Origin of the sequence: Mesorhizobium sp. M0293 (assembly GCF_040321735.1) — a bacterium.
In the GTDB taxonomy this organism is placed as follows: Bacteria; Pseudomonadota; Alphaproteobacteria; order Rhizobiales; family Rhizobiaceae; genus Mesorhizobium.
Genome location: NZ_JAMYSA010000073.1, coordinates 15,612 through 32,891 on the forward strand (window position 1 = coordinate 15,612; position 17,280 = coordinate 32,891).

General features: G+C 61.1%; 18 protein-coding genes and 1 pseudogene. 10 read left to right on the forward strand and 9 right to left on the reverse strand.

The window, feature by feature from the left end:
• Positions 1-45: 45 nt before the first annotated feature.
• Positions 46-1,644, forward strand: a complete 1,599-nt coding sequence (gene murJ / locus NKJ06_RS23935; protein ID WP_352634375.1) for a murein biosynthesis integral membrane protein MurJ — start codon at positions 46-48, stop codon at positions 1,642-1,644.
• Here murJ and NKJ06_RS23940 read toward each other — a convergent pair.
• On the reverse strand, positions 1,619-2,023 hold the full coding sequence (locus NKJ06_RS23940) for a type II toxin-antitoxin system VapC family toxin (protein WP_352634373.1): 405 nt from the start codon (positions 2,021-2,023) through the stop codon (positions 1,619-1,621). The genes murJ and NKJ06_RS23940 overlap by 26 nt on opposite strands.
• The gene (locus NKJ06_RS23945; protein WP_352634371.1) at positions 2,023-2,268 is read right to left on the reverse strand and encodes a type II toxin-antitoxin system VapB family antitoxin; all 246 of its coding nucleotides are present in this window, start codon (positions 2,266-2,268) and stop codon (positions 2,023-2,025) included. The genes NKJ06_RS23940 and NKJ06_RS23945 overlap by 1 nt, the downstream gene beginning before the upstream one ends.
• A 190-nt stretch (positions 2,269-2,458) precedes the next feature.
• Here NKJ06_RS23945 and trpS point away from each other — a divergent pair, with 190 nt between their 5' ends.
• From trpS to NKJ06_RS23960, 3 genes are all read left to right on the forward strand, one after another.
• The gene (trpS, locus tag NKJ06_RS23950) at positions 2,459-3,526 is read left to right on the forward strand and encodes a tryptophan--tRNA ligase (protein ID WP_352634369.1); all 1,068 of its coding nucleotides are present in this window, start codon (positions 2,459-2,461) and stop codon (positions 3,524-3,526) included.
• Between the two features lie 102 nt (positions 3,527-3,628).
• Positions 3,629-4,120, forward strand: a complete 492-nt coding sequence (locus NKJ06_RS23955; protein ID WP_352634367.1) for a universal stress protein — start codon at positions 3,629-3,631, stop codon at positions 4,118-4,120.
• A gap of 189 nt (positions 4,121-4,309) precedes the next feature.
• Positions 4,310-4,879 (forward strand): NifU family protein, encoded by a 570-nt coding sequence (locus tag NKJ06_RS23960; protein WP_352634366.1) that lies wholly within the window; start codon positions 4,310-4,312, stop codon positions 4,877-4,879.
• 167 nt (positions 4,880-5,046) lie between these two features.
• Here NKJ06_RS23960 and NKJ06_RS23965 read toward each other — a convergent pair whose 3' ends face one another.
• Positions 5,047-5,664 (reverse strand): L,D-transpeptidase, encoded by a 618-nt coding sequence (locus tag NKJ06_RS23965; protein WP_352634364.1) that lies wholly within the window; start codon positions 5,662-5,664, stop codon positions 5,047-5,049.
• Between the two features lie 227 nt (positions 5,665-5,891).
• Here NKJ06_RS23965 and cueR point away from each other — a divergent pair, with 227 nt between their 5' ends.
• The 5 genes from cueR (at position 5,892) to NKJ06_RS23990 (ending at position 11,309) form a co-directional block, all read left to right on the forward strand.
• Positions 5,892-6,281, forward strand: coding sequence for a Cu(I)-responsive transcriptional regulator (gene cueR / locus NKJ06_RS23970; RefSeq protein ID WP_352634362.1), 390 nt, complete (start codon positions 5,892-5,894; stop codon positions 6,279-6,281).
• Between the two features lie 1,201 nt (positions 6,282-7,482).
• A complete protein-coding gene (locus NKJ06_RS23975) occupies positions 7,483-7,815 on the forward strand; it encodes an SMR family transporter (protein ID WP_352634361.1) in 333 nt (110 codons plus the stop codon).
• 1,273 nt (positions 7,816-9,088) lie between these two features.
• A complete protein-coding gene (locus NKJ06_RS23980; RefSeq protein WP_352634357.1) occupies positions 9,089-10,027 on the forward strand; it encodes an IS1595 family transposase in 939 nt (312 codons plus the stop codon).
• Positions 10,024-10,722, forward strand: a complete 699-nt coding sequence (locus NKJ06_RS23985; RefSeq protein ID WP_352634356.1) for a hypothetical protein — start codon at positions 10,024-10,026, stop codon at positions 10,720-10,722. Before NKJ06_RS23980 ends, NKJ06_RS23985 begins: the two co-directional genes overlap by 4 nt.
• Complete coding sequence (locus NKJ06_RS23990; protein ID WP_352634354.1) at positions 10,719-11,309, forward strand: PIN-like domain-containing protein; 591 nt, start codon at positions 10,719-10,721, stop codon at positions 11,307-11,309. The genes NKJ06_RS23985 and NKJ06_RS23990 overlap by 4 nt, the downstream gene beginning before the upstream one ends.
• A gap of 152 nt (positions 11,310-11,461) precedes the next feature.
• Here the strand turns inward: NKJ06_RS23990 and NKJ06_RS23995 are convergent, their stop codons facing one another.
• Both NKJ06_RS23995 and NKJ06_RS24000 read right to left on the reverse strand, forming a co-directional pair.
• Entirely contained in the window at positions 11,462-11,674 is a 213-nt protein-coding gene (locus NKJ06_RS23995; protein WP_352634351.1) for a hypothetical protein, read from the reverse strand.
• A gap of 72 nt (positions 11,675-11,746) precedes the next feature.
• On the reverse strand, positions 11,747-11,992 hold the full coding sequence (locus NKJ06_RS24000) for a hypothetical protein (protein ID WP_352634350.1): 246 nt from the start codon (positions 11,990-11,992) through the stop codon (positions 11,747-11,749).
• A gap of 124 nt (positions 11,993-12,116) precedes the next feature.
• Between NKJ06_RS24000 and NKJ06_RS24005 the strand changes: the two genes are divergently transcribed.
• Positions 12,117-12,617: an MmcB family DNA repair protein gene (locus NKJ06_RS24005; RefSeq protein ID WP_352634396.1), complete on the forward strand. Its 501-nt coding sequence runs from the start codon at positions 12,117-12,119 to the stop codon at positions 12,615-12,617.
• An 8-nt stretch (positions 12,618-12,625) separates the two neighbouring features.
• Here the strand turns inward: NKJ06_RS24005 and nhaA are convergent, their stop codons facing one another.
• The 4 genes and pseudogenes from nhaA to NKJ06_RS24025 form a co-directional block, all read right to left on the reverse strand.
• Complete coding sequence (nhaA, locus tag NKJ06_RS24010; protein ID WP_352634348.1) at positions 12,626-13,822, reverse strand: Na+/H+ antiporter NhaA; 1,197 nt, start codon at positions 13,820-13,822, stop codon at positions 12,626-12,628.
• A gap of 226 nt (positions 13,823-14,048) precedes the next feature.
• The gene (locus NKJ06_RS24015; RefSeq protein ID WP_183445738.1) at positions 14,049-14,612 is read right to left on the reverse strand and encodes an ActR/PrrA/RegA family redox response regulator transcription factor; all 564 of its coding nucleotides are present in this window, start codon (positions 14,610-14,612) and stop codon (positions 14,049-14,051) included.
• An 85-nt stretch (positions 14,613-14,697) separates the two neighbouring features.
• Entirely contained in the window at positions 14,698-16,029 is a 1,332-nt protein-coding gene (locus NKJ06_RS24020; RefSeq protein ID WP_352810832.1) for an ActS/PrrB/RegB family redox-sensitive histidine kinase, read from the reverse strand.
• 26 nt (positions 16,030-16,055) lie between these two features.
• Positions 16,056-17,015 (reverse strand): annotated as a pseudogene (locus tag NKJ06_RS24025) (ATP-dependent helicase C-terminal domain-containing protein); the annotation flags it as partial.
• Positions 17,016-17,280: the final 265 nt, after the last annotated feature.

Here is a 17,280-nt window from a genome sequence, read left to right on the forward strand (position 1 = left end):
CGCCACCATCACTTTGTCCTTATCCTGTAGGCAGTCTCCAAACGCATGAGCCTCGTCAAGAAATTCGCAACGGTCGCTTCCGGCACGCTGATGAGCCGCGCGCTCGGCTTCGGCCGTGAGATGCTGATGGCCGCAGCACTCGGCACCGGACCGGTCGCCGACGCCTTCAACGCCGCCTTCCAGTTTCCCAACACGTTTCGCCGGCTGTTTGCAGAGGGCGCCTTCAACGCCGCCTTCGTGCCGCTGTTCGCCAAGGAGATCGAGACCCACGGCACCGATGGCGCCAAGCGCTTTTCCGAGGAAGTGTTCGGCGCGCTGTTCACGGCGCTGCTGGCGCTGACGATCGTCATGGAACTGTCGATGCCGCTGATCGTGCGCTATCTGGTGGCGCCGGGTTTTGCCAGCACACCGGGGAAATTCGACACCACGGTGACGCTGGCGACGATCATGTTCCCCTACCTGATCTGCATGTCGCTGGGCGCCATGATGGCGGGCATGCTGAATTCGCTGCGCCGCTACTTCGCCGCCGCCGTTGCGCCGGTGTTCCTCAACGTCATCCTGATCGGCGTGCTCGCCTATGCCTGGTACAAGGGCTCGGACGCACTCACCGTCGGCTATGGGCTGTCCTGGGGCGTGCTTGCCGCCGGATTGGTGCAACTGGCGATCGTCTGGGTGGCGGTGCGCCATGCCGGCATCTCTATCGGCTTCCGCCGTCCGAAAATGACGCCCGCTGTCAAGCGGCTGCTGATCCTGGCGCTGCCGGCGGCGATCACCGGCGGCATCACCCAGATCAACCAGCTGATCGGCACGGCGATCGCCTCGGCACAGAACAGCGCTGTCTCTTCGCTTGCCTATGCCGACCGCATCTACCAGCTGCCGCTCGGCGTGGTCGGGGTGGCGGTCGCGATCGTGCTATTGCCTGAACTGTCGCGGGCGCTGAAGTCGGGCAATCCGATCGAGGCGGCCAATCTGCAGAACCGCTCGGTCGAATTCACGCTGTTCCTGACCTTGCCGGCAGCAGCCGCACTCTGGGTGATGTCGGAACCGATCGTGCGGCTGGTCTACGAGCGTGGCGCGTTTGCCGCCAACGGCTCGACGCCGACGGTGGCGGCGATCCTGGCCATCTTCGGCCTCGGCCTGCCGGCCTTCGTGCTGATCAAGGCATTTACTCCAGGATATTTCGCCCGCGAGGACACGCGCACGCCGATGATCTTTGCCGCCATCTCGGTGGCGGTGAACGTGACGACGGCGCTGACGCTGTTTCCACGGATGGGCGCTCCCGGCATTGCGGTAGCCTCGGCCGTCGCCGGCTGGGTCAACGCGGTGATGCTGCTCGGCGTCTTGATCCGGCGCGGCCATTGGGGCCGCGACGTACCGCTGATTAAGCGCATTCCAAGGCTGGTGCTGTCGGCGGTGGTGATGGGGGCGGCGCTCTATTTTGCCGAGCACTGGTTCGCCGTAAGGCTCGGCCCGGGGTCGCCGCTGGTCGTCAAGGCGACGACGCTTCTGGCGCTGGTTGCCGGTGGGGCGCTGCTCTACTTCGTCACCGCATTTGCAACCGGTGGGGCCGATTTCGGTATGATCCGGCGCAATGTCGGGCGGAAGGGCACGCCGCCTGTCAAGGAACAGTCTCCAGATCCGTGAGCCGGAATTCGTCCGCCGTCGAAAGCATCGGAACGCCATAGTAGCGCGCGCAAGCGTAGTGAAAACAGTCGGCTAGGTTCAGGCGAATGGCGTTATTGCGAAACCGCGACGCGGCCTCGACTGACAGAGATGCTGCATCGGAGGCTGGCGGAAGCTCCCGCAAGGCAATTGCCCGCTCTTCGAGAAAACGGCTGACTATCTTCAGGCTTAGGTCGACCGGTATGGCCAGCTTTTCCGATCGCGAAAGCGCCATTGCTGCTTCCCAAACGGCGATCGCCGACGTGAATGGAGCCGACGCTTCCATGACCGCCTGCGCGCAGCGCTGGGCTTCGGCCTCATGGCTCAGCATCGCGACGATAGCGGCCGCGTCGACAAACATCAGTCTTCGCCGGACAGTTCGTCGTAAACCGAGCGCGGCAATGGCCTGCGGGCCTGCTCGCTTAGCTCAATCCCGAACTCGGTCCGTAACCGAGCCGCCGTCTCCAGCGGCGTCTCGCGGTTGCGTCGGCGCTCAAGCGCTTCACGCATGGCGATCACGATCGCCTCGGTGATGCCGACACCCTCGACCTTGGCGAAGGCGCGCGTCAGGCTGTCCGCCTCCTTGTTGTTGATGTTGATCGTCATCTCGCAGCCCTGCCTTACCAGAAATGTAGCAGAGAATATGTAGTAGCCTACATAACTATGTCAACATGATCATAGCCACTTTGACATCCCAAACCGCCTCTTGATCCGCTCCACGCCTTCGTCCATAAGCGCGCCGTCGCAAGACTTTCGCCGCGCGCGAAACGGCCCTCCACAAGCCATGAGGACAATCATGACCGCCTTCAAGCCACTTGTCTTTTCCGGCGTCCAGCCGACCGGCAATCTGCATCTCGGCAACTATCTCGGCGCCATCAAAAAATTCGTCGCCCTGCAGGAAACATCCGATTGCATCTATTGCGTCGTCGACCTGCATTCGCTGACAGCACAACTCGTTTATGAAGACCTCGCCGACCAGACGCGGTCGATCACCGCGGCGTTCCTGGCCTCGGGCATCGACCCGAAGAAGCACATCGTCTTCAACCAGTCGCGGGTCATGCAGCATGCGGAGCTCGCATGGATCTTCAATTGCGTGGCGCGCATCGGCTGGATGAACCGCATGACGCAGTTCAAGGATAAGGCCGGCAAGGACCGCGAGAACGCGTCGCTCGGCCTGCTTGCCTATCCCTCCCTGATGGCTGCCGACATTCTGCTCTATCGCGCCACCCATGTGCCGGTGGGCGAGGACCAGAAGCAGCATCTGGAACTGACCCGCGACATCGCGCAGAAGTTCAACAACGACTTCTCCGACCGCATCGCCGGTCTAGGCGTCGGCGTCGAGATGCAGGTCGGCGAAGAGACCGTGAACGGCTATTTCCCGCTGACCGAGCCGGTCATCGGCGGGCCGGCGGCGCGCATCATGTCGCTGCGCGACGGTTCCAAGAAAATGTCGAAGTCGGACCCGTCGGACCTGTCGCGCATCAACCTGACCGACGACGCCGACGCCATTTCGAAGAAGATCCGCAAGGCCAAGACCGACCCGGAAGCGTTGCCGAGCGAGCTGGACGGCCTGGCCGCGCGACCCGAGGCGGAAAACCTGGTCGGCATTTATGCTGGCCTCGCCGAGATGTCGAAGGCGGATGTGCTGAAGGAATTCGCCGGCCAGCAGTTTTCGGTGTTCAAGCCGGCGCTAGCCGATCTTGCTGTGGAAAAACTGGCGCCGATCGCCAGCGAGATGCGCCGCATTTCCGATGATCGCACCTATGTCGACGCGGTGCTCAAGGATGGCGGCGAGCGCGCCGGCGTGCTGGCCGAAGCGACGATGAAGACGGTCCGCGACATCATCGGGCTTCTGCAGGGCTGACCCCACCGTTAGCGCACTGCACCATACTGGTCCAAGGCCGGCGGCTTGCCGCCGGGCGACGGCAGTGGCAGATTGCGACCGAAACCATCGAACAGGTAGAATATGGTCTCCAAACGCCTCAGCCGCGAAGCCGGCCATCGCCGCAAGTTCCTGGCGATCATCGACGACACGCCCGAGTGTGAGCGCGCCGTCGCCTACGCCTCGAAGCGGGCGCAGAGCACTAGCGGCACGCTGGTGCTGCTCTATGTCATCGAGCCGGACGATTTCCAGCACTGGCTGGGCGTCGAGAAGATCATGCGCGAGGAGGCGACCGCCACGGCGCGCGCGGCACTCGACAGCTATGCCAGCAAGGTCCGCCAGAAGCTTGGCATCGAGCCGGAGATGGTGGTGCGCGAAGGCAAGCCGACGGAAGAGATCCACAAATTGATCGAGGAAGACCAGGACATCGCCATCCTGGTGCTGGCCGCCGGTGCTGGCAAGGAAGGCCCGGGGCCGCTGGTCGGCGCTGTCGCCGGCAAAGGTGCCGCCTTCCCGATCCCGGTGACCGTCGTGCCACAGAATCTGTCGGATGAGGAGATCGACAGCCTCGCCTGAGGTGGTGCTGATATTCAGGTGAGGCCAGCCTGACCTGCATCTCAACAGACCTTCGAGCGCGTCCCAGGGCGCGCAAAAACATTCCGCCAGCCAGCCATTCCGGCGATGTGTTTCGCTTGAATGTCCAGCCGATTAAGCCTATTTAGAATTATTCCAAACTAGCTGCCCGAAACGGGCACGGAGATGGCCATGTTCATCCAGACCGAATCGACGCCAAACCCGGCGACGCTGAAATTCCTGCCCGGCAAGGAAGTGCTTCTGGAAGGCACCGCCGATTTCCGCGATGCCGACAGTGCTGCAATTGCCTCACCGCTGGCGGGCCGGCTGTTCGAGATTCCCGGCGTCACCGGTGTTTTCTTCGGCTATGACTTCATCACCGTGACCAAGGATGGTCCCGACTGGCAGCATCTGAAGCCGGCGATCCTCGGCGCCATCATGGAGCATTTCATGTCCGGCGCGCCTGTCATGGCCAAGGCCGGCCCTGCCGCCGAGACCAGCCTGACCGGTGAGTTCTACGACAAGGCCGACGAGGAACTGGTCATCACCATCAAGGAATTGCTCGATACGCGGGTGCGCCCGGCGGTCGCCCAGGATGGCGGCGACATCACCTTCCGCGGCTTCGAGAACGGCACGGTGTTCCTGCACATGAAAGGCGCCTGCGCCGGCTGCCCGTCATCGACGGCGACGCTGAAGCACGGCATCCAGAACCTTCTGCGCCACTTCGTGCCGGAGGTGCAGCAGGTCGAGCAGGTCTCCTGACGCCTATTGCGTCGAAACTACAGCAAGCAAAAAACAAAAAACCGGGCCAAATTGCCCGGTTTTCTGTTTGGGACGTCCGTTGTTGCCTAGACGGTCCGCGTACGAAAGCTGCCTCTACCTGATCATGATTTTTCCGAGAACCGATACCGGTTTCTCGGGGTCATGATCTAAAGAACAATGACCTTGGCGCCGACTGAGGCGCGGTCATAGAGGTCGATAATGTCCTGGTTCATCAGGCGGATGCAGCCCGACGACATTGCTTTGCCGATCGAATTCCATTCTGGGCTGCCATGCAGGCGATAGCCCGAATCACCGCCCTTGTTGAACAGGTACATGGCGCGCGCACCGAGCGGGTTCTTCAGGCCCGGCTCCATGCCGCCGGCAAACTTTTCCAATTCGGGCTGGCGCTGGATCATCTGCCGCGGCGGCGTCCAGGTCGGCCATTCGCGCTTGAGCGCGATATGGGCGGTGCCGTGCCATTCGAAGCCTTCACGGCCGACGCCGATGCCGTAGCGAATGGCCCTTCCGTCACCTTCGATGAAGTAGAGGAACTTGTTCTGCGTATCGACGATGATGGTGCCCGGCTTTTCCGGGCTATCGTAGTTCACTTCCTGCCGATGGTACTTCATCGGCACTTTCTCGATCGGGATGCGCGGCAGCTGGTAACCGGCGTCGGTGACCGCGCCATAGCTGTTGGAGAACAGCTGCGAGCCGATGGTGCTGCAACCGGCGATAGCAGTGGAAAGCGCCAGTGCGGCGACGATTGCAAACGACTTCATGCGCATCAGGTGATCCGGTGCCCCGCCCCAACTTCGGCGGCACGAGTCGGCCGCTTTCTCACCATCATTCATGCTGGCATTTGCTTTGCTTGCCAAGCGCGCGATGCCTATATGCCGGAGTTGACGTGCTGGTAAGCACATCACTATGGCATTTCGGCAACAGCCCTCACAGGATTGTGGAGGAAATTCAATGACCGAGCCAACGGCTTCGTCAGGAATCGAGGAGAATCGTCATGAATGTCGGTGACGCCGCCCACCGCTCCGGCCTGCCGGCCAAGACCATCCGCTACTATGAAGAGATCGGCCTGATCGCCCCGGCGCGCGCCGCCAACGGCTACCGCGACTATTCCGGAGACGACATCCACCGGCTGACCTTTTTGCGCCGTGCGCGCAATCTCGGCTTTTCCATCGACGATTGCCGCCAGTTGATGGCGCTTTACCAGGACCGCAGCCGCGCCAGCCACGACGTGCGCGAGATCGCCGCCGCCCATGTCACGGCGATCGAGGAGAAGGTGCGCGAACTGCAGTCGATGCGCTCGACCCTGCAAAAGCTGATTCACGCCTGCCATGGCGACGAAAGGCCGGATTGCCCGATCCTTGATGACATGGCGGGGGCTGCGTAACCCAGCGACAGTTCGATCGGCACAATTTCCTTCCATATCTGGGCGCGTCAATCGACCGCACTATTTCATCCTTGTCGCAATGATCAAGGACGGAGGTTGGCATGGATCGGCGATTGTTTCTGACTGGAATGCTTGGAATGGCAGGGGCCGCGACCGTGGTCGCACTTGCGCGTCCTGCCACTGCGTTGGCCGGCATCCCGAATACGGGACCCGGCATTCTCGATGAACTCGACAGACCGTCCGACGATATCCTCGATCAGGACAGTTCTGACGCCCAGGACGGCATCGAGTTCGTGCGGCATCGCAGGTGGCACCGTCGCGGCCGCCGTCGCCATTGGAGACGGGTTTGCCGTCGCTATTGGCGTCACGGTTATTGGCGCCGCAGATGTTTCCGCCGATCCTTCTGGATCCGCTTCTGACGAAATCCGGCAAACGCGAAGGCTCTCGGCATCCGCCGAGGCCTTCGCTGTTGCTGTAGGCTAGACTTCCAATCAGGCAAAAAAGGCCCGCCGCTGTAGGGCGGCGGGCAGTCTCTGGAGTGCCAGGGGATCAACCCGGCAATGGTCAACGAGCGGGCCATGGGTTGGTTGCAAAAAGGCACACGGAGACTCGATTGTACGTTCTTAACCAAGCCGCGAGGCGCATTGCCCACCTTTTGAGCCGCGCTAGACTTGACGAGCGGCAATCCAAATCTGCCGCAGATGGCCGACGCGACTTAGGCAATGTTGTCTCACCGGCATCCGCGTCGGCCATTTTGGCGACGAAATATCCATTTGAGGCGCGAGGGTGAGTTGTCATAGTGATGACCGGAGCTACCTTTGGTGGGCTGGGTCGGCGCGGCTTACATGTCGGCCAACTGAGGCACGTCCCATGGACATCTCCGGACTGTCAGATTTTGTGTGAACCTCAGGCTCTGGCCCCACTTTGCCCCGCGGTAGATAGAAGGCGGCGGCCCGGCAGCCTTTCCTTTGGGTGGACCGCTACCGGGCCTGACCGGAGCGGGGTGTAATGGGGGAGCTCCGGCTGCCTCCTAAAATACCACTTTTTCCTTATATGCGCGCTAGCTAATTTAAAGAGTGGCCTCCGGTCGATGAGGCTGCTCACCACCCGCTGCGGGGTAGCATTCATCACGGGAAAGTGAACGTGACGCCGTTGTAGAGTTCTGATCATTAGATGCCTCCCATCAATGGAGGTTCCACCTATGCCTGCCTATGCCATTCTTGCCTTGGCTATTGTCGGTGAGGTCATCGCAACGAGCGCGATGAAAGCCTCCGAGGGCTTCACCAGGCTTGGCCCGTCGATACTGGTGCTGCTCGGTTACGCGGCGGCATTCTTCTTCCTATCCCAGGTACTGGATCGGATACCGGTCGGCGTCGCCTACGCGGTATGGGCGGGCGGCGGCATCGTTCTGGTCGCGCTGGTCGCTTGGATTGTCTATGGGCAAAAGCCCGACCTGGCAGGCTTCGTCGGCATGGGCCTGATCATGGCTGGTGTATTGATTTTAAACCTGCTGTCCAAAACGAGCGCCCATTGATTTGGGCCGGGGTCTGCCAACCGGATAATCGCCCGCATAAAACAGGTTCAAACCGTGAACGGCATCCTGCCCCGGGCGATGCGAGGCCAAACTGCCCGATTTTGGATGACATAGCCGGGACGGTTTGGTCGGGAAAGACGGTTTCGAGGCAGGCGCCAACAATCCTTGATTGTCGAGTAGACCGTCGTAGAACTCATTTCTTCACGCTCGACAATTCGTTAGCATAAATCACGCTAACACTACTAGATGTTCGTGTTGATAAAATCGAAGCGAGACCTTTCTACACACCTCAAACGGAGTTATAATCGAATCATCGATGAGCTGCGCCGACGGTAACAATATCTAAATTTTACAATATAACAAACCTAAGGGAGCCATTAGAATGGCAGTCGAGGAAGACACTCAATACGAATATATATCTAACGTAGTAGACAAAAAGCTAGAATATACTCGGGACGCTTTGAAGCTGTATATCCAAAGTTTTACCTTGATTGTTGGCGGTTCTATTTGGCTTAATACACAAATTCCACAAAATTCCACATCGAGGGGTCAATACACAGCTCTTTCTAACGTCATAGTTATCTTGTTGCTTTGGGTAACTGGCGTTGTGGTTTTCGAGGCGCTCCGCAGTTGGTATAGATTTCGGCAAAAGATGGCCGAATTCGACGCGACGCCCTATAAAATTCCTAAACCATCACGCCCATGGTGGGGTGCTGAGACTGCTATGCTATTGGGCATGATCTGCAGCACAATCTTATTCCTTTTGTACAACCCATTCTCTCTTTAGATTGATCTCTTTCCTACGTGTCGGGCAAGCGAGAGCACAAGAAGCGACGTCCGCCAGTCGGATGGCGCCATGCTGGTGCCGCGTCTTCATGAAGCGGCTATTGCGGGACATGCGAGCCAACCTGCAAGAATTGGCGCATGCACGCCATGGCGACGACCGGCCCCACGATCCCGGATGATATAGCCGGTCGCAGCCACGCTGGTGGCATAAGTGGACTGAACCCGGCTCGTCCCAGGACTTCGGGGGCTTTTCGACCGTCCCATGCAAATGGGAAGAGAGCATCAATCAGTGATGCGATCCAATGCAGGCTCATCATCAGCACTTCCCGTAGGGCCATGACGTTGCATCCTCTCTTGGCAATCAATCGTCAAGGATTATATTCCTACTACGCTTCATTTGTCAATCGGATATTTCCCCGAGGGCGATTATGTACTTTACAAACACGGCGGCTGTGATACACTGATTTCACTCTAGGAAATCAGTGTCATGAGCGTCCTTTCCGAACCCCACTTCCACAACGAAGAAGCTGCTTTCGAGCGGCTGGAAGCGATTGTTTGGCCGGAAGGTCCGGTGTGCCCGAAGTGCGGCAATTGCGAACAGACGCGCATTACCCGCGTGACTGGCGCAACCGCTCGCACTGGCCTTCGCCGCTGCTTGGAATGCAAGAAGCAGTTCACCGTGAAGGTCGGCACCGTGTTCGAAAGCAGCCACGTTCCGCTGCACAAGTGGTGGCAGGCGGCGCACCTTCTGGCGTCCAGCAAGAAGGGCATCAGCGCTCACCAACTGCATCGGACTTTGCAGGTCCAGTACAAGACCGCGTGGTTCATGTTCCATCGCTTACGCGAGGCTATGCGCGATGGGGTTCTTTCCCCAATGGGCGGCGAAGGCAAGCATGTCGAAGTTGACGAAACGTACATCGGTCGCCTGAAAGGCGCTCCGGTGAAGCGTGGCGGTGGCGCTCATAAGAATTCCGTCGTTACGCTTGTCGAGCGTGGCGGCCGCGCGCGTTCCTTCCACGTCGACACCGCCCGCATGGGCAACGTGATGCCAATCGTTCGCGCCAACATCGCTCGCGAGAGCGCGCTAATGACCGACGAAAGCGGCATCTATCGCCGCGCCGCACAGGATTTCGCTTCTCACGATGTCGTCACGCATTCCAAGGACGAGTATGTCCGCTACGAAGGCGAAAAGACCGTCCACACCAACACCGTGGAAGGCTACTACAGCATCTTCAAGCGCGGCATGAAGGGTATCTACCAGCATTGTGGTGAGCAGCATCTTCACCGCTATCTGGCAGAGTTCGATTTTCGCTACAACAACCGCATCGCGCTTGGCATTGATGACAATAATCGGACGGTGAACGCTATGGCAGGCATCGTTGGAAAGCGTCTTAAATACCGGGACTCGTCGGTAGGCGTCTCGTGAAGCTGGACCCTCATAAGCCTGACCTGCTAGGCGGCGGAATATTCACCGTTCCTGAAACTGCAGAGCTAGTCGAGGCACCGCAGGCAGACGTGCGGATTTGGGTGAACGGCAAGAAGGGACGCCAGCAGCCGGTAATCGACAACCAGCTTGGGCTGGTGAATGGAAAGGTCGCGGTCAACTTCACAAACTTGATGGAGCTTCGTTTCGTGGCGAGGTTTGCCAACAGTGGAGTTCGCCTGAATGAAATTCGTTCCATCCTGCAAGAGGCGAAAGCTACCCTCGCTCATCCGCACCCTTTCGCCACGCGCATCGTGTTTCAAACGGATGGCAGGAGGATTGTTGCGGCGATCACCAGAAAGCATGGCATCGAACTGGTTTATGAGGATCTGAAAACCAAGAACTTCGAGATACCCAGTTTGCTCATGCCGTCTTTGAAAGAAGACGTAGTGTTCGACCCGGAAGGAAACATGGTGGCTTGGTATCCTCGAAAGGGAACTGCCCCGAATGTCATTGTGCATCCGCGCTTCTCTTTTGGCCGGCCAATCTTACAGGAAAGCCATATACCGACAGAGAGGTTAGCCCACGCCGTGAAGGTCGAGGGAAGCGTTAGCGTGGTGGCGGACCAATTCGAGATATCTGAAAAGCAAGTCAGCGAGGCTGTGAGCTTCGAAACTGACTTGCGGCAGGCGGCTTGAAGGTCGCCTTTGATGAAAATATGCCAGCCGCCATGGTGCGGGTCTTCACGCTTTTCCATAAAGAGCGCAGCCTAAAGCACCTAGTGCAGGGCGTAGAGATCAAGAGCGCGAAAGACTATACGCCAAAGCCTGAAGACCCGGACTATCGACGCAAGAGCGACGTGCCTTGGGTTAGGCGGTACGCATCGTCTGGCGGGCGAATTATCGTGTCCGGGGACGTGAAAATGTCCACAGTCCCGCATGAGCGATTGGCCCTAGTGGATGCAGGCATGGTTGTCGTCTTCTTCGCGCCGAAGTGGGACAACTGGCAGTTCTGCCGCAAGGCAGCTTTGTTGCTGCATTGGTGGCCGACGATCCTGGCACATGTTCGGACAGCAAGTCCGGGCTTCTTTGTGGTCCCGACCACATGGCCGGATGAAGGCAAGGGCGAGCTACGCGAGATTTCGACAGAGGACGCGAAGCTCGTTAAGATGCAGCTTCAAATCGCCGAGACGGCCCCAAAACGGGAAACGCGTAGGTTGAAGCGGGAAGCCGCCGCTGACCAAATAGGTATGAAGTTCGATGAAGCCCAAGACGAAGCAGTCTGATCAATCCGCAGAGTTCATCCGCGTTGCGCGCGAACATGGTGCGGATGGGGATCGCTCAAAAGCAGACGCCGTAATGGGCAAGCTGGCGCATATGCCGCCAGCGCCGAAGCCAACGAAGAAACCTGCCGTTAAGGCCAAGAAAGGTCGCTGATCTAAAACAGCGACCCTATCCACCAAAGGCCGAGAAACGGCAAAACTGCCCACGCAAAAATCAACGGGTTGCCGAACTGTGTTCGCTGGGCGCGAGCCGGGTCACTTCTTGCCGCGCCGATGATTGCAAGGACAGTCGGAAAAATGACGGTCCACCACGCAAACCCCGATAACCCCAAAATGAACGCGATTGGAAATCCCAAGAGCGTCAACATTTGCCCCTCCCAAGGACGGAGAAATACCGATGCTAGAAGCCTTTAGAAAAGCTCATGGCGAGACGGTGATTATCAGCCGTCCTTCTTCAATCGCACAGCAGCCTGATCGAAGTGATGGACTAGCGCGTTCTTGGCTTCGTTCATTACACTCTGGCTGTATGGGTCTTTGGGCGCGTATGTGTGGAAATCCTTCAACATCGCGTCTTTCATGAACTGAATATGGCCAAGTGGGTCTCTCTCATTGAGCGCCAGCCTTACCACATGCGCTCGCATAAGAAGCTCAAGCGCGATGATTCTACCCTGCAAATGCTCTGACATTTATTTGCCCTTTCCCCTGAAAACCCGGAAGGGAGGCTACTCTCAATGGTGCCTGTTTGCAAAGTACATAATCGCCTCCCCGAGCGGGGTTCAAACCGTGAACAAAATCTGGCATGGTGCCGCCATGCCGATCATCTCCCCCATTCAAATCAACCCACTCATCGACGGCCGCCAGTCCGAACGTGCCATGCTGGTGCGGCGCGGCGTGCAGCGGCTGCTCATGGAGATGGGCGCGCATGTGCTGCCCGAGCTGTCGCTGGCCACCGGCCGCCGTGCCGACCTCGTCGCGCTGACCCGGCAAGGCGACATCTGGATCATCGAGATCAAGTCCTCGATCGAGGATTTCAGGGTCGACCGCAAATGGCCCGACTACCGGTTGCATTCCGACCGCTTCTTCTTCGCCACCCATCCCGGTGTGCCCTCGGAGATCTTTCCGGACGAGTGCGGCTTCATCCTCTCCGATGGCTATGGCGCCGAGATCCTGCGCGATGCACCCGAGCACCGCATGGCGGCGGCAACGCGCAAGGCGCTGATGCTGCGGATCGCGCGGGCCGGCGCTTCACGGCTGCTGGCGGCCGAACTCGCCGGTGTGTCGGTGCCGACGCTCGAGGGTGAGAGCGAGTAGGTTTTGCCTTACTCTTCGCCCCCGTCCACCCCACCAACTGCCGGCGCCAGCAAAAGCATGGCGGCACCCAGGATGGCGGCGACAAAGGAGCCGGCGAGGATGCCGACCTTGACCGCATCCTGCAACGCCACGTCACTGGCGAAGGCGAGCAGGCCGATGAACAGGCTCATGGTGAAGCCGATGCCGCACAGCAGCGAGATGCCGATCATGTGCGTCCAGCCGGCATTGGCCGGCAGGTCGGCGAGGCCGAACCGGATGGCCAGTGCCGAGGAGCCGAACACGCCCACCAGCTTGCCGACCACCAGACCGGCGGCGACACCCAGCGTCAACGGCTCGATCAGCGCGCCAAAACTCAGGCCGGCGAGCGAAACGCCGGCATTGGCAAAGCCGAAGATCGGAATGACGACAAAGGGCACTATTCTGTGCAGGCCGTGCTCGAGCCGGTGCAGCGGCGAATGGTCGAGGTCGTGGCCGATCCCGGCGGAGCGTTCGAGCGGAATGGTCAGCGCCAGCGCGACGCCGGCAAGCGTGGCATGGACACCCGATTTCAGCACCAGCACCCACAGGATGGCGCCGAGCACCAGGTAGGGCACAAGCGTCATCACCCGCATGCGGTTGAGCACGACAAGCGCGGCGATGACAGCGAAGGCCGACCCCAGATATGCCAGCGACAGGCCGCTGGTGTAGAAGATGGCGATGATGATGACGGCGCCGAGATCGTCGATGATGGCAAGTGCGGTGAGGAACACCTTCAGCGAGGCCGGCACGCGGCTGCCGAGCAGCGACAGCACGCCGAGCGCGAAAGCGATGTCGGTGGCGGTCGGGATCGCCCAGCCGGACAGTGCCGCCGTATTGTTGCGGTTGATGGCGACATAGACGAGCGCCGGAACCACCATGCCGCCGGCGGCGGCGACGCCGGGCAGCACGCGCCGGGGCCAGGTGGAAAGCTGGCCGTCCAGCATCTCGCGCTTGATCTCCAGCCCGACGAGCAGGAAGAACACCGCCATCAGCCCGTCATTGACCCAATGCGAGACGCTGAGCGGGCCTAGATAGGCGTGGAGCGCGGAAAAGTAGGTTTCGGAGAGCGGCGAATTGGCGACGATCAGGGCCAGTGCCGCCGCCACCATCAGCATGATACCGCCGGCCGCTTCACTATCGAGAAATTCGCGGAAGACGGAAACCGGCCGCTGCTTCAGATCCTGCATGTCGCCTCCGTTAAGCCACGTCACTCACGATGATGCTCAAACTCCGGCAGTGGAGCAAGCATCGGACTGTGTTCCGCGCCCCTAGAGACTGTTTCGAAATTCGCTCTGGCGAGTCATATGGTGGTGGTTTCGAGAACCGTAGCGCAGCGGACATTTGGTCCGTGAGCAACGGAAGCGCAGAAAACGCCATCAGATGGCCGCCAGAGTAGAGTTTCCAAGCAGTCTCTCAGCGCGGTGCGCGCTTGGCCAGTATCCGCTGCAAGGTGCGGCGATGCATGTTGAGCCGGCGCGCGGTCTCGGAGACATTGCGCTCGCACATTTCATAGACGCGCTGGATATGCTCCCAGCGCACGCGGTCGGCCGACATCGGGTTTTCGGGGGGTGCCGCGCGTTCGCCGGCGGTGCGGGTGAGCGCCGCGAAAATATCGTCGGCGTCGGCGGGCTTGGAGAGATAATCGACGGCGCCGAGCTTCACCGCGGTCACCGCGGTGGCGATGTTGCCGTACCCCGTCAGGATGATGGTGCGGGAATCCTGACGCTTTTCGCGGATGGCCGCGACCACGTCGAGGCCGTTGCCGTCGCCAAGCCGCATGTCGACCACGGCGTAGGCGGGCGGATTGGCGCGCGCTTTGGCAACTGCCTCCTCGACACTCTCGGCCGTCTCGACCACGAAGCCCCTGGTTTCCATGGCGCGGGCCAGCCGCGTGAGGAACGGCTTGTCGTCATCGACGATGAGCAGCGAGGTGTCCTCGCCTTCAACCATTGCGCCAATATTTTCGTCGCCTGTCATAGTCTCAAAATTCCTGCTGCCTTAATTTTACGCAGATATAGTTCCTGAGCCTCATTGTCCAATTTTTAGAGCTCCTTCAAGGCTCTCAGGCGGTGTCGAACATGCTGGCCGAAGTGATTTCCGGATTGAGGAACACACCACGCGGCCACGATATCTGTACCACGGCGCCCTCGCCCAGGCCGCTCGAATTGCGGAAATCGAGCGTCGCGCCCGAGCGTTCGAGCAGCGTCTTGGCAATGAACAGGCCGAGCCCCAGGCCGCCGCCGGCTTCATTGCCCTGGCGCGTCGACATATAGGGCTCGCCGATACGGTCGATGATCTCGGCCGGAAAGCCCGGTCCGTCATCGATGATCGAGAAGGTGACGGTGGCTTCGTTCCAGCTCCAGCCTACGGTGACGCTCTTGCGGGCGAAATCGACGGCATTCTCGACCAGATTGCCGAGGCCGTAAATGACGCCCGGATTGCGGCGCCCGACCGGCTCGGGCCCGATGCGCTCGCCAGGCCGAAGCTTGATCGAGATGCCGAAATCGCGGTGCGGGGCGGTGACCTCCTCGACCAGCGAGGTCAAAGGCAGCCGCGAAAGATGCGCCTCGCCCTCGGACGACAGACTGGTCAGGCGCTTGAGGATTTCGCGGCAGCGCTCGCTCTGCGAGCGAAGCAGCTTCACGTCTTCCCCGTATTTCGCATCCTTGCCGAGTGCCTTTTCCATCTCCTTGGCGACAAGCGCGATGGTGGCGAGCGGTGTGCCAAGCTCGTGCGCGGCAGCGGCGGCCAGCCCGTCGAGCGCCGAAAGATGCTGCTCGCGCTGCAGCACCAGCTCGGTGGCGGCGAGCGCATTGGCCAGAAGCCGCGCTTCGGCCGCCACCCGGAAAGCGTATATGGCGGTGAAGGCGATCGAGGACAGCACCGCCATCCACATGCCGGCGACATAGATGAAGGGCATCTCCAGCGGTGCGTCCTCATGCCAGGGCAGCGGCAGATGGACAAAGACCAGCAAGGTCGCCGCCGACATCACCAGCCCACCGAGGATGGCGGTCAGGCGCAGGGGCAGCGAGGTCGCCGAAATGACGACCGGCACGGTCATCAGCAGCGAAAACGGGTTGGTGAGGCCGCCGGTCATGTAGAGCAGGCCGGCAAGCTGCAGGCTGTCGAAGATGAGGATGCCGAAGGCCGCAAGCGGGGTGAGCCGGTGCGCCGCCGGAAAACGGAAGGCGAGAAACAGATTCATCCAGGCCGAACAGGCGATCAGGGCGAAGCAGAGGCTGACCGGCAACGGAAACTTCAGCCCATAGGCAACGACGAGAACCGCAACGCTCTGACCGACGATGGCAAGCCAGCGCAGCCGGATCAGCGTGTTGAGGCGCAGTCTCTGGCTCTGCTGGAAATCGGGCGAACGCAAAATGTTAGTCATGGCCATGGATTACAGCCGCTGAACGGCAAGCGCTAGGTGCCTCTGGGTTTTGCCCGGGCGGTGGCAGCGGCGATCAGCGGATTTTCCGGCCAGACATGCTTGGGATAACGGCCGCGCATGTCGGCGCGCACATCGGCCCAGGAGCCGCGCCAGAAGCCGGGCAGGTCGCGCGTCGTCTGGATCGGCCGGTGTGCCGGCGACAGGAGTTCGAGTGTCAGCGGCACGGTGCCATTGGCAATGGCGGGATGGCGGTCGAGGCCGAACAGCTCCTGCACGTGAACCGCCAGCACCGGCCATTCGCCGTCATAGCGGATCGGCACATGGCTGCCCGACGGGGCATCGAAATGGGTTGGTGCCAGCGTGTCGATCCTACGCTGCAGATCGTGCGGCACGAGTGTGGCCAATCCGGCCGAGACAGTGCCGACATCGATGGCGGCAAACGATGCCGCGCCGGACAGGAACGGCGGCAGCCAGTCGTCGAGGCGCTCGATGAGGGCGGCATCCGCCATATCGGGCCAGGGCGCGCCAAGGCCGCGACGCAGCCAGCCAAGTCGCTGGCGCAGCGTTTGCGCCTCCTTGCTCCAGCTCAGCAGCGACAGCCCGTGCTCGCGCACCGCATCCGTTATGGCGCGATCGGCATCAGTGCCGGTTGGCGGCGGCAGCATGCGCTCGGCAAGCGTGATGGCGCCAAGGCGAACGGTCTCGCGCACGCGCACCGCGCGCTTGTCGCGGTCGAAGCTCGTTTGCCTGCGTGTTTCGATCTTGTCCGCGAGCGCGGCGCGGACATCGTCCTCGCTGATGGAAGCTGCCGCCGTGATACGCGCATTCTGTGCCTTGCCCTGCAGGTCGGCGACGACCAGAAACGGCTCTCCCGCCAGCGGGTCGGCGGCATCGAGCATGGCGCCCGAACCATTGGCCAGCACGAAACGGCCGCGCTCACCGCGCGCCTTGGCGACGCGATCCGGCCAGGCATGGATCAAGAGGGCGCCGGCCCCCGCCCCCCAGCGCGGGGGGGCGCTTCCGGGGGCGCGGGCCGGGGGGGGGGGGGTGGGGCGGCGCCCGGTGGGGCGGGTGGGCGGGCGGGGGTGTCGGGCACGCCTTCGGCGCCCCCCCCCCGTCTCCCTCGCGTCGCTGCGCTCTGCTCGCTCGCCGCCCCCCCCCCCCAGGGGGGGGGTGGGGCCTGTCTCGGCCCCCCCGGGGCGGGCAGCCGCGCGGCGGGGGCCCCCGCCGGTCGGTCCGCGCGCCACCGCATCAGCG